The sequence below is a fragment of the Streptomyces acidiscabies genome, from assembly GCF_020010905.1.
Classification (GTDB): domain Bacteria; phylum Actinomycetota; class Actinomycetes; order Streptomycetales; family Streptomycetaceae; genus Streptomyces; species Streptomyces acidiscabies.
In genome coordinates this window covers 2954419-2967034 of sequence record NZ_JAGJBY010000001.1, presented here as the reverse complement: position 1 = coordinate 2967034, position 12616 = coordinate 2954419, and the positions used below count along the sequence as shown (strand labels likewise).

The following is a 12616-nucleotide window of genomic DNA, read 5'->3' as shown; positions in this document are numbered from 1 at the left end:
GGCTCAGACACCGACCGGCTCGGGCAGTGGCTCCGCGCGCGGGGTGATCGGGCGCCTCCCCCGGGCCTCCAGGAGCAGCGCGAGGGCCAGCAGCAGCAACCCCAGCCCGGCGAACCCCCACGGCAGGTACGACGTCATGAGCAGCACGAGCGTGCGGTTGCTCTTCACGAGGTCGACGGTGTGCTCGATGTAGTCCTCGCGCATCTTGACGTCCCCGGCGAACGCGGTGACCTTCTCGCGCCCCCCGAGGAGCGTGCCCCCGCGCAGTTCCTCCTGGTGGACCTCCTCGCCGTTGACGGGCGCCCCGGTGAGCGGTTCGACCCAGAACTTGCGGACGGTGGTGTACCAGCGGGTGGTGCCGGTGGAGGCGATGGTCTCGGGGGTGATGCCCGCGACGGGCATCGTCCTGGGCATGGGGACCTGCGTCCAGGGGATGGTCTGCTCGAAGTAGTAGACCGTCAGGCCACGGAACGTCTGCGTGCCCTTGTAGTGGATCGGCGCCGACGTGCGGGTCTGCGCGTCGAAGTACTCGTAGTCCCGTTTCTCCACGAGGAACGGCCACTTGAACTCGATGCCCGTGCGGGTGACAGGGTCGCCGTCGACCATCTCCCCGTCGGCGTGGACGGGCGCCTGCGTGTGCGCGTCGAAGATGTACCGCTCGGGGACCCTGGAGACCATCTTGCCGTCGGGGCCGACGACGTAGGAGAGGCCGTCCCAGACGACGACATCCTTGCCGGCGGTCTTCTCGACGCGCTCGGACTCCTCGACGTTGCCCTTGAGGGTCTGGACGATGGTGACTTTCGGGACCGTACGCGCGCGCAGGGTGCCGTAGTCGAGGAGGGTCGCGTTCTTCGCCTCCAGGACGGTCGCCTGGTAGGTGTTCGCGGGGATCTTGGCGAGCCGGGGGAAGGCGTACCAGCGCAGCAGGGGCGCGAGGGACGCGAAGAAGACGGCGAGGGCGAGCAGGATCAGGGCGGATCTGCGGCGCATCGCGCCCTCCTCACGGGTGCGCGGGCACGGTCGTCAGCAGTGGCTTCGGCGATGTCTTGCCGGTGGGCGTGCCGACGGCGCTGATCGTCAGGACGAGGGCGAGGGCGACGGCCAGACCGGCCGCGGCGGCGATCAGGGCGCGCATACGGACCTCCCGGACCTGACGGCCTGTCAGGTGTCGGCACCGTAGCAACGGGTGGCCGAGATGAGAACAGCCGCGGCGCCTCCTTCCCGAAGACCGGGAGGGGGGCGCCGCGGCTGCTGTGCGGGCCTGTGCGGGCCTAGGAGGCCGAGGGTGAGGGTTCGGTCGAGCCGCTCGGCGAGGGGCTCGCAGAGGGCGGATCGCTCGGTGCGGGCTCCGGGTCCGGCGTGGCGGCCGGCGCCGCCGTGACCGTCAGTTCGACCGTGAGGCTCGCACCCCCCGCCGTCGTGATCTTCAGCAGGAACGTCCCGGCGTTGTCGTCCGCGTACAGCTTCGGCAGCTTCAGGAGGCCGAGCGCGTCCGTCGTCAGGCCGGTCAGGGTGCGGACGGGCTTGCCGTCGGCGTCCTTGAAGTACGGGCCCTTGTCGTTGGCCGTGGTGTCGCCGGCGGCGGCGACCAGGGTGGCGGTCGCGGCGACCTTCCCGGCGGCCGAGCCCTTCAGCGTGGCCTTGACCTGGACCTGGTCGGCGAACTCGCCGCCCGCGACGGTGCTCAGCAGACCGTTCAGGAGGTTCGAGATCAGGTCGGCGGAGCGGGCGTCGACGGTCGCCGTGTAGTCGACCGGGTCGACCGTACGGCCGATGACCAGCGCGCGGACGATGAACGAGCCGGTCTTCTCGCCCGCCTGGAGCGCGGGCGCCGTGGCGACACCCTTCGCGTCGGTCGTGACCGTCGCGAGCTTCTCGCCGCCGGTGAACGTGGTGTCCGTGTCGCCGACGATCAGGAAGCGGACGCGGACCTTGGCGACGGCCTTGCCGTCGGCGGTCTCCGCGCGCGCCGAGGGCTTCTGCGCGAAGGCGCTCCCGGCGGTCGCCGTCAGCTTGGCCGCTCCGGCGTTCTCCAGGCGGCGGACCGTGTCGGTCGGGGTCTGGGCCGGCGGCGGCGTGGTCGGCGGGGGCTTCGGCGGGTCCGTCTTCGGGGGCGCCGGGGTCTTCGGCGGGGTGCTCGGCTTCGGCGTGGTCGGCTTCGGGCCCGGAACGGTCGCCGGGTTGTCGCTGCGGTTGCCCGGGAGGGTGCCCGTGCCGTTCGGGATCTCGTGCGTGCCCCTGCGGTAGTACTCCAGCCACGAGGTGACGGTGTTGTAGTACGCCGTCGAGTTGTTGTAGCTGAGGATCGCGCTGCGCAGGCCCGACGCCGTGTTCATGTCCCAGCCGTTGCGGCACAGGTAGTGCGCGGCGGCGAGGGTGGCGTCGTAGACGTTGTTGGGGTCCTTCTTGCCGTCGCCGTTGCCGTCGCGGCCGGCCCACGCCCAGGTCGAGGGGATGAACTGCATGGGGCCCACGGCGCGGTCGTACAGGGCGTCGCCGTCGAAGGCGCCGCCGTCCGTGTCGCTGATGTGGGCGAAGCCGACGCCGTTGAGGGGCGGGCCGAGGATCGGGGTGATCGTCGTGCCGTCCGCCGCGACGTTCCCGCCGCTCGCGTGGCCCGACTCGACCTTGCCGATCGCGGCGAGGAGCTCCCAGGGGAGGTTGCAGCCGGGCTTGTCGGCCGCGAGGGCCGTCGCGGCCCTCTTGTAGGCGTCCAGGACGGTCGCGGGGATCCCCGACTCGGAGACGGTGCCGGTCGCGCCGGTGCCGGGTATCCCGGGTATCGGGGTGGTGCCCGAACTGGGTACCGGGCTCGGGCTGTTGAGGGGCGGCAGGTCCGTGTAGTACGGCGAGTTGCCGGTGGCGCCTCCGGTCGTCGCACCCGGGTCTGCCGCTGCCGCAGGTGTGTCGGCAGGTCTGTCCTGGGTGGTGCCCGCGACGACCTCCGGTGCCTGGGACGCGGCCAGGGCGGCGACCGCGACGGCGGCCACGGTGGTGTTGACCGCGCTCTTGCGCAGCCTCCTGCCGAAATGCGCCGACATGAAGTGAACCCCTCCCGTGGACGCCCGAGCGCCCGTCTCTGTCTGCACGTGCTCACCTGTGTGACGAACGGGCCGCCCGGGAGGTTGCCCCTCCAGCCGGTTTTCGTCCCGCTGTCACCGCTCGACCCGCGTACACCGGGCGTACCGACGAGTACGGCGACCCTACGTCAACTCCCTTGGCACCGGCACCCGTCGGGGCTGTTTTCCTCCGCCCCACAGGCCCCGGCGGCCGGGAACCGCACCCCGCGCGGCGGACGTCCTCACCGTGTCGCCGTGATCGTCTTCCCGCCTGAGGAGCAGTTGTGCCGTTCACCCTGAGCCACGCCGCCGCCGTGCTGCCGGGTGTGCGCGGCGACGGGAGCGGCCGGGGTCGGCTGATTCCCGCCGTTCTCGTGGCCGGGTCCTTCGCGCCGGACCTCACGTACTACGCGGCGAGCGCCGTCCCCGGCGCGATGCGGTTCGGCGACGTCACGCACTCCTTCGCCGGGGTGTTCACGGTCGACGTGCTGCTCGCGTGGCTGCTGGCCGGGCTGTGGCTCCTGGTCCGCGAGCCGCTGGTCGCACTGCTGCCCGCCGCCGGGCGGCCCCGGGTCGCCGCGCTCACCCGCTGCGGTGTCCCCCGCGCGCGCGTGCAGGGCGCTCTGGTGGCGCGGTGGTACGTCTCCTCCGTCGCCGGGTCCCTCACGCATGTCGTCTGGGACGCGTTCACCCATCACGACCGGTGGGGGATGCGGCTGTTCCCGGTCCTCGGCGAGGAGATCGCCGGGTCGCCGCTGTACTGGTACCTCCAGTACGGGGGGTCGCTGGTCGCCGCCGTCGCCATCGGGGGGTTCCTGGCGTACGCGCTGCGCCGGGCGCCCTCCGGGGCGGCGCCGGGGGTGCCGGTGCTGTCGGTCGGGGACCGGTGGCTCGCGGGGGTGCTGATCGGCGCGTGCGCGGGGGTGGGGGCGGTGCTGCGGGTGGTGCGGTGGTGGGCGTACTGGGGAGAGCGCGGCGCCAAACCCTGGGAGATCGTCCCGACGGTGTGCTTCGGGGCGGGAGCGGGGCTTCTCGTGGGAGTCGTGGTGTACGCCGTCGTCGTACGGGCTGTCGCGGCCGGGCGAGCGGCGAGGAGTGCCCTCCGGGAGAGAGCACTCCTCGGTGTCTCAGTGAGCCGCCGACTCCCAGTCCAGGCCCGACCCCACCGACACGTCCAGCGGAGCGCGCAGGTGGACCGCGTCGGCCATCTCCCGGCGGACCAGTTCCTCGACCCGCGCGGCCTCTCCGGGCGCGATCTCCAGGACGATTTCGTCGTGGACCTGGAGCAGCAGGCGTGAGGTCAGCTCCGCCTCCTCCATCGCCACGGCCACCTTCAGCATCGCGATCTTGACGATGTCCGCCGCCGTGCCCTGGATGGGCGCGTTGAGGGCCATGCGTTCGGCCGTCTCGCGGCGCTGGCGGTTGTCGCTGTTGAGGTCGGGGAGGTAGCGGCGGCGGCCGAAGAGGGTCTCCGTGTAGCCCGTCGCGCGCGCCTCCTCGACCGCGCGGTGCAGGTAGTCCCGTACGCCGCCGAAGCGCTCGAAGTACGTGTCCATCAGCCCGCGCGCCTCGCCCGCGTCGATGTTCAGCTGCTGGGAGAGGCCGAACGCGGACAGGCCGTACGCCAGGCCGTACGACATGGCCTTGATCTTGCGGCGCATCTCCGCGTCGACGGCGTCCTTGTCGACGGCGAAGACCTGCGCGGCGACCGTGTTGTGGAGGTCCTCGCCGGAGGTGAACGCCTCGATGAGGCCCTCGTCCTCGGAGAGGTGAGCCATGACGCGCAGCTCGATCTGGCTGTAGTCGGCGGTCATCAGGGACTCGAAGCCCTCGCCGACGACGAACCCGCGCCGGATCGCGCGGCCCTCCTCGGTGCGCACCGGGATGTTCTGGAGGTTGGGGTCGACGGAGGACAGGCGGCCGGTCGCGGCGACGGTCTGGTTGAACGTCGTGTGGATACGGCCGTCCGCCGCGACCGTCTTGATCAGGCCCTCGACGGTGACGCGGAGCTTGGCCTGCTCGCGGTGGCGGAGCATGACGACCGGCAGTTCGTTCTCCGTCTGGCCGGCGAGCCAGGCGAGCGCGTCCGCGTCGGTCGTGTAGCCCGTCTTCGTCTTCTTCGTCTTCGGCAGGCCCAGTTCGCCGAACAGGACCTCCTGGAGCTGCTTCGGGGAGCCGAGGTTGAACTCGTGGCCCGCCGCCGCGTGCGCCTCCTTCACCGCCTGCTGGACGGCTCCGGCGAACATCTGCTCCATGGCCTCCAGGTGCGCGCGGTCGGCCGCGATGCCGTGGCGCTCCATGCGGGCCAGGATCGCGGACGTCGGCAGCTCCATGTCCCGCAGCAGGTCGGTCGCGCCGACCTCCTCCAGGCGCGCGCGGAACGCCTCGCCGAGGTCGAGGATCGCGCGGGCCTGGATCATCAGGGCCTCGCTCTCCGCGCCGTCGTCAGCGCCGAACGCGAGCTGGCCGTCGGCCGCCGCGGCGGGCTCCAGTTCGCGGCCCAGGTACTCCAGGGAGAGCGCGTCCAGGTCGAAGGAGCGGCGGCCCGGCTTGACCAGGTACGCGGCCAGCGCGGTGTCCATGATGACGCCCTCGATGGTCCAGCCGTGCTCGGCGAAGACCCGCATCGCGCCCTTGGCGTTGTGGAAGACCTTGGGCCGGCCGGCGTCCGCGAGCCAGGCCGCCCACGCGCGCTCGTCCGTCTCGTCGAGCTGCGCCGGGTCGAACCAGGCGGCCGGGCCGTCGGCCGTGGCGAGCGCGACCTCCGCGACGCTGCCCGCGCCCAGGGCCCAGGTGTCGACGGTCGCCACGCCCAGCGTGCCCGCCTCGTGCTGCGCGAGCCAGGGGGCCAGTTCGCCCGTGCCCAGCACCGTGCCGTCCAGTTCCACGCCCGGCGCGGCGACCGGCGCCGGGCCGGCCTCCTCGCCGCCGGGGTCGACCGCGAGGAGGCGCTCACGCAGGGACGGGTTGCGGATCTCCAGCGTGTCCAGGACCAGGGCGACGGCCGTGCGGTCGTACGGGGCGCGCTCCAGGTCCTGGACCGCCTTGTCCAGCTCGACCGTCCGCACCATCTCCGTCAGGCGGCGGTTCAGCTTCACCGCGTCCAGGTGGTCGCGGAGGTTCTGGCCCGCCTTGCCCTTGACCTCCTCGACGCGCTCCACCAGTTCCGCGAACGAGCCGAACTGGTTGATCCACTTCGCGGCGGTCTTCTCGCCGACGCCCGGGATGCCCGGCAGGTTGTCCGACGGGTCGCCGCGCAGCGCCGCGAAGTCCGGGTACTGGGCGGGCGTCAACCCGTACTTCTCGAAAACCTTCTCCGGGGTGAACCGGGTCAGCTCCGAGACGCCCTTGGTGGGGTACAGGACCGTCGTGTGCTCCGTGACCAGCTGGAACGAGTCCCGGTCGCCGGTCACGATCAGGACGTCGTACCCGGCCGCCTCCGCCTGCGTCGCCAGCGTCGCGATGATGTCGTCCGCCTCGAAGCCGTCCACCGCGAACCGGGACACGTGCATCGCGTCCAGCAGTTCGCCGATCAGCTCCACCTGGCCCTTGAACTCGTCCGGCGTCTTCGAGCGGTTGGCCTTGTACTCGGTGAACTCCTCGGAGCGCCAGGTCTTGCGGGACACGTCGAACGCCACGGCGAAGTGCGTGGGCGCCTCGTCGCGCAACGTGTTCGCCAGCATCGAGGCGAAGCCGTAGATCGCGTTCGTCGGCTGCCCCACCGCCGTCGTGAAGTTCTCCACCGGCAGCGCGAAGAACGCGCGGTACGCCAGCGAATGCCCGTCCATGAGCATCAGCCGGGGCCTGGCCCCGCCGGTTGCCGTGTCGTTCGTCTTCGATGCTGTCTCTGCCACGCCCCCGATCCTGCCACGCGCCACTGACAACGGACCGCCAACGACCCCCGGCCCCCGCCCCGTCCCGGCTGTCGGTGCCCCGTGGGAGGATCGACTAAGGACTCCGCTTGCGGTTGCGAAGGAGAGTGTGGGATGGCCGGGAAGGCACCGAAGAGTGATCCGGTTCAGGACGCGCCGCAGGTCGGTGGGCCGAAGCATGCGGCGGCCGGGCTGCCTGCGGTGGGGCACTCGCTGCGGATGGCCCAGCAGCAGATGGGGGTCAAGCGGACGGCGCTGACGCTGCTGCGGGTCAACCAGAAGGAAGGCTTCGACTGCCCCGGGTGCGCCTGGCCCGAGCCCGATCACCGGCATGCCGCCGAGTTCTGCGAGAACGGCGCCAAGGCCGTCGCCGAAGAGGCGACGCTGCGCCGGGTCACCCCGGAGTTCTTCGCCGAGCACAGCGTCGACGACCTCGCGACGCGCAGCGGGTACTGGCTGGGCCAGCAGGGGCGGCTCACGCACCCGATGTACCTCCCCGAGGGCGCCGACCACTACGAACCGGTCTCCTGGGACCGCGCGTTCGCCATCATGGGCGAGGAGTTCGACCGCCTCGAATCGCCGGACGAGGCGGTGTTCTACACCTCGGGCCGCACGAGCAACGAGGCCGCGTTCCTGTACCAGCTCTTCGCGCGGGAGCTGGGCACGAACAACCTCCCGGACTGCTCGAACATGTGCCACGAGTCGAGCGGCTCGGCCCTGTCGGAGACGATCGGCATCGGCAAGGGCAGCGTCCTGCTGGAGGACCTCTACCAGGCGGACCTGATCATCGTCGCCGGCCAGAACCCGGGCACGAACCACCCGCGCATGCTCTCCGCGCTGGAGAAGGCGAAGGCGTCCGGCGCGAAGGTGATCAGCGTCAACCCGCTGCCCGAGGCGGGCCTGGAGAAGTTCAAGAACCCGCAGACCGCCAAGGGCATGACAACCGGCGCTCCCCTCACGGACCTGTTCCTCCAGATCCGCATCGGCGGCGACCAGGCCCTGTTCCGCCTCCTGAACAAGCTGATCCTGGAGACTCCCGAAGCCCTCGACGACGACTTCATCGCCGAACACACCCACGGTTTCGAGGAGTTCGCCGAGACCGCGAAAGCAGCGGACTGGGACGAGACCCTCGCGGCGACCGGCCTCACGCGCGCGGAGATCGAGGAGGCCCTGCGCATGGTCCTCGCCTCGGAGCGGACGATCGTCTGCTGGGCGATGGGCCTGACCCAGCACAAGCACTCCGTGCCGACGATCCGCGAGGTCGTCAACTTCCTCCTCCTGCGCGGCAACATCGGCCGCCCGGGCGCGGGCGTGTGCCCGGTCCGGGGCCACTCCAACGTGCAGGGCGACCGCACGATGGGCATCTTCGAGCGCCCCGCGCCCGCGTTCCTGGACGCCCTGGAGAAGGAGTTCGGCTTCGCGCCCCCGCGCGGGCACGGCTACGACGTCGTACGGGCGATCCGCGCCCTGCGCGACGGCGAGGCGAAGCTCTTCTTCGCGATGGGCGGCAACTTCGTCTCGGCGTCCCCGGACACGGACGTCACGGAGGCGGCGATGCGCAAGGCGCGCCTGACGGTGCACGTGTCGACGAAGCTGAACCGCTCGCACGTCGTGACGGGCGCGCGGGCGCTGATCCTGCCCACCCTGGGCCGCACGGAACGCGATCTCCAGGGCTCCGGCGAGCAGTTCGTGACCGTCGAGGACTCGATGGGCATGGTCCACGCGTCCCGGGGCCGCCTGAAGCCGGCGAGCGCGCAACTCCTGTCGGAACCGGCGATCGTGTGCCGGCTGGCCCGCCGCGTCCTGAAGGACCGGACCACCACCCCCTGGGAGGAGTTCGAGAAGGACTACGCGTCGATCCGCGACCGCATCGCCCGCGTGATCCCCGGCTTCGAGGACTTCAACGCGCGCGTGGCGCACCCCGGCGGCTTCACCCTCCCGCACGCCCCGCGCGACGAGCGCCGCTTCCCGACGGCGACCGGCAAGGCCAACTTCACGTCCGCGCCGGTGGAGTTCCCCGAGCTGCCGGAGGGCCGTCTGCTGCTCCAGACGCTGCGCAGCCACGACCAGTACAACACCACGATCTACGGCCTGGACGACCGCTACCGGGGCATCAAGAACGGCCGCCGGGTGGTCATGGTCAACCCTCAGGACGCGGAGCGGCTGAACCTCAAGGACGGTGCGTACGTCGATCTCGTCGGCGAGTGGAGGGACGGCGTGGAGCGGCGTGCGCCGGGCTTCCGGGTCGTCGTCTACCCCACCGCGCGCGGGTGCGCGGCGGCGTACTACCCGGAGACGAACGTCCTGGTGCCGCTGGACGCGACGGCGGACACCAGCAACACCCCGGCCAGCAAGTCCGTGGTGGTGCGTCTGGAACAATCGGCGACCGCCTGAGCGTTTGCTCAGCGACAGCGCCACCACGAGACGAAAGCCGGATGCCATGGCCGAGCAGACGTTCCCGCAAGAGGTCGTCGACGAGTACGCCGCACTCGGCGTCGACCTGCCGTCCCTGTTCTCCGCGGGCCATCTCGGCACCCGGATGGGCGTCGAGATCGTCCAGGCGTCCGCGGACCAGGTGGTGGGCACGATGCCGGTGGAGGGCAACACCCAGCCGTACGGGCTGCTGCACGGCGGCGCCTCGGCGGTGCTGGCCGAGACCCTCGGCTCGGTCGGCGCGATGCTGCACGGCGGGAGCACGAGACTGGCTGTGGGCGTGGACCTGAACTGCACGCACCACCGGGGTGTGCGCTCCGGCCTGGTGACCGGCGTGGCCACGCCCGTGCACCGGGGGCGCTCGACGGCGACGTACGAGATCGTCATCACCGACGAGGCGGGGCGGCGGGTGTGCACGGCGCGGCTGACCTGTCTTCTGCGTGACATCGGCGCGGGCGACCAGGCGCCGTCCGTCCGGTAGCCGGTCACCGTCCGCCGTATATCGATGCAGGTCCGCACCCCGCTCCGGGGTGCGGACCTGCGGTGTTTTTCGCGGCCCGATACGGGCGACGGAATACGGAAAAGCGATCAGGAACGTCCGATTCCCTTTCATGAACGTAACCCTGCGTAATGAGGACGCAATATAGCGACCCCAGCCGGACAAGAGCCTGCGGCAACGAATTCCGTCATCAGCAAAACGCCCCAGACTCCTGAACCACACCCGCCCGGTCCTGCACGTTCTCACCATGCGGACGGAACGAACCGGCTCGAATTCCACTGTTCCACCCTTCCAGTACCGCTCTGCATTACCCCGTGTCATAACAAGAGCGTCACAGCATTGGCCAGAGTCTCCTCCAGGTATCCACACCCGCTTAGAGTCACGGCCAGTCACGGCGCGGCCGGAATACCCCTCCGGTCAACGCCTGACTCGGCCACTTCCAGGGGGGAGGGCCGTGCCAGGGAAAGGACTGGATCGTGCGTCAACGCTCGTTCATCGCCATCACCGCCGCACTGGCGGCGGGCTCTCTCACTCTGACCGCCTGTGGCTCGCGCGACGACAGCGGTGACAAGTCCGGCTCGGACGGCACCACCACCGTCACCATCGGCCTGGACGCCCCGATCAGCGGCGACCTGTCCGCCATGGGTCTCGGTATGCGCAACTCCGCCGACCTCGCGACGAAGATCGCGAACAAGCAGGAGTTCGTCAAGGGCGTCACCTTCAAGATCCAGCCCCTCGACGACCAGGGCCTGTCCGCCCCCGGCCAGCAGAACGCCACGAAGTTCGTCGCCGACAAGAACGTCATCGGCGTCGTCGGCCCGCTGAACACCAGCGTCGCCGTCACGATGCAGAAGATCTTCGAGGCCGCGAGCCTGGTCCAGATCTCCCCGGCCACCACCGGCCCGATCCTGACCCAGGGCCCGGACTGGGCGACCAAGAAGGTCCGCCAGTTCAAGTCGTTCTACCGCACCGCGACCACGGACGCCATCCAGGGCCCGTTCGCCGCGCAGTACGTCCACAACACGGCGAAGAAGACCAAGGTCTTCGTCATCGACGACAAGAAGGCGTACGGCGCCGGCCTCGCGGGCACCTTCACCGCCGAGTTCAAGAAGCTCGGCGGCCAGGTCGTCGGCACCGAGCACATCAACCCGGACGCCAAGGACTTCTCCGCGGTCGCCGCCAAGGTCAAGGCCTCCGGCGCCGACGTCGTCTACTACGGCGGCGAGTACCCGCAGGCCGGCCCGCTCTCCAAGCAGATCAAGGCGGGCGGCGCGAACGTCCCGCTGGTCGGCGGCGACGGCATCAAGGACGACAAGTTCATCGCGCTCGCCGGCGCCACCGGCAACGGCGACATCGCGACCTCCGTCGGCGCCCCCGTCGAGTCACTGCCCTCCGCCAAGAAGTTCATCGACGACTACAAGGCCGGCGGCTACACCGACGGCTACTCCGCCTACGGCGGCTACTCGTACGACAGCGCCTGGGCGATCATCGAGGCCGTCAAGAAGGTCGTCGACGACAACGGCGGCAAGCTCCCCGCCGACCCCCGCGCCAAGATCCTCGCCGCCATGCAGAACGTCTCCTTCGACGGCGTGACCGGCAAGGTCTCCTTCGACGAGTTCGGCGACGCGACCAACAAGCAGCTCACCGTCTACTCCGTCACGGCCGGCGCCTGGAAGACCGTCACCACCGGCACCTACAACGGCGGCTGACACACCTAGCCACACCCCCCTCACGACGAGCCGCGCGGGGCGCTGTTCCAACAGCGCCCCGCGCGCACTCGCATCCGGCCACCGTCACACACGACCGTCTCGGAGGACATGCGGTGAACGAACTGCCGCAGCAGCTGGTCAACGGCTTGCTACTAGGAGCCATGTACGGGCTCGTCGCCATCGGCTACACGATGGTGTACGGCATCGTCCAGCTCATCAACTTCGCCCACGGCGAGATCTTCATGACCGGCGGCTTCGGCGCGCTCACGGTCTGGCTCTGGCTCCCGAGCGGCACGACCATGTGGCTCGCCCTGCCCCTGATGATCGTCGGCGCGATCGTCGTCGCCGTCACCATCGCGGTCGGCGCCGAACGCTTCGCGTACCGACCCCTGCGCGGCGGCCCCCGCCTCGCCCCCCTCATCACGGCGATCGGCCTCTCCCTCGCCCTCCAGCAGGCGGTCTGGGCCTGGTACCCCGACGCCAAGTCGGCGCGCACCTTCCCGGAGATCCCCGGCGGCCCCTTCGAACTCGGCGACGTCACCATCCAGACCGGTGACATCTTCCTGCTCTGCGCCGCCCCCCTCTCCATGGCCTTCCTCGCCTACTTCGTGATGAAGACCCGCACCGGCCGCGGCATGCAGGCCACCGCCCAGGACCCCGACACGGCGAAGCTGATGGGCGTCAACACCGACCGCATCATCGTCCTCGCCTTCGCCCTCGGCGCCACCTTCGCCGCCGTCGGAGCCGTCGCCTACGGCCTCAAGTACGGCCAGATCGACTTCAAGATGGGCTTCCTCCTCGGCCTCAAGGCGTTCACCGCGGCCGTCCTCGGCGGTATCGGCAACATCTACGGCGCCATGATCGGCGGCGTCGTCCTCGGCATCGCCGAGACCCTCACCACCGCCTACGTCGCCGACATCCCCGGCATGGACAAGTTCGGCAGCCAGTCCTGGGCCGACGTCTGGGCCTTCGTACTCCTCATCCTCGTACTGCTGTTCAGGCCACAGGGCCTGCTCGGCGAGCGCGTCGCGGACAGGGCGTGAC

The 12616-nt window shown here is 70.6% G+C and carries 8 protein-coding genes and 1 pseudogene; 5 read left to right on the top strand and 4 right to left on the bottom strand.

Translation table 11 applies throughout. The features are described from left to right. Positions 1-3: 3 nt before the first annotated feature. The 3 genes from pgfA to J8M50_RS13835 all read right to left on the bottom strand — a co-directional run bounded on the left by pgfA (position 4) and on the right by J8M50_RS13835 (position 3041). Positions 4-990 (bottom strand): cell envelope lipid trafficking protein PgfA, encoded by a 987-nt coding sequence (gene pgfA / locus J8M50_RS13845; RefSeq protein WP_010358710.1) that lies wholly within the window; start codon positions 988-990, stop codon positions 4-6. 10 nt (positions 991-1000) lie between these two features. Then, positions 1001-1135 (bottom strand): SPW_0924 family protein, encoded by a 135-nt coding sequence (locus J8M50_RS13840; protein ID WP_010358711.1) that lies wholly within the window; start codon positions 1133-1135, stop codon positions 1001-1003. Positions 1136-1271: 136 nt separating this feature from the next. Further along, positions 1272-3041 (bottom strand): lytic transglycosylase domain-containing protein, encoded by a 1770-nt coding sequence (locus J8M50_RS13835; protein WP_010358712.1) that lies wholly within the window; start codon positions 3039-3041, stop codon positions 1272-1274. A gap of 302 nt (positions 3042-3343) precedes the next feature. On the opposite strand from J8M50_RS13835, the pseudogene J8M50_RS13830 reads away from it, so the two are divergent. Next, positions 3344-4150: pseudogene (locus tag J8M50_RS13830) on the top strand (DUF4184 family protein); the annotation flags it as partial. A gap of 36 nt (positions 4151-4186) precedes the next feature. Here the strand turns inward: J8M50_RS13830 and polA are convergent. Continuing rightward, positions 4187-6913: a DNA polymerase I gene (polA, locus tag J8M50_RS13825; RefSeq protein ID WP_010358714.1), complete on the bottom strand. Its 2727-nt coding sequence runs from the start codon at positions 6911-6913 to the stop codon at positions 4187-4189. A gap of 132 nt (positions 6914-7045) precedes the next feature. On the opposite strand from polA, the gene J8M50_RS13820 reads away from it, so the two are divergent. The 4 genes from J8M50_RS13820 (at position 7046) to J8M50_RS13805 (ending at position 12615) form a co-directional block, all read left to right on the top strand. Further along, on the top strand, positions 7046-9325 hold the full coding sequence (locus J8M50_RS13820; RefSeq protein WP_010358715.1) for an FdhF/YdeP family oxidoreductase: 2280 nt from the start codon (positions 7046-7048) through the stop codon (positions 9323-9325). A gap of 46 nt (positions 9326-9371) precedes the next feature. After that, positions 9372-9845 carry a hotdog fold thioesterase gene (locus tag J8M50_RS13815; protein ID WP_010358716.1) on the top strand — a complete coding sequence of 158 codons (474 nt, stop codon included), beginning with the start codon at positions 9372-9374 and terminating at the stop codon, positions 9843-9845. A gap of 494 nt (positions 9846-10339) precedes the next feature. Next, entirely contained in the window at positions 10340-11572 is a 1233-nt protein-coding gene (locus tag J8M50_RS13810) for a branched-chain amino acid ABC transporter substrate-binding protein (RefSeq protein WP_010358717.1), read from the top strand. Between the two features lie 113 nt (positions 11573-11685). Further along, positions 11686-12615, top strand: a complete 930-nt coding sequence (locus tag J8M50_RS13805) for a branched-chain amino acid ABC transporter permease (protein ID WP_010358718.1) — start codon at positions 11686-11688, stop codon at positions 12613-12615. Position 12616 lies beyond the last annotated feature (1 nt).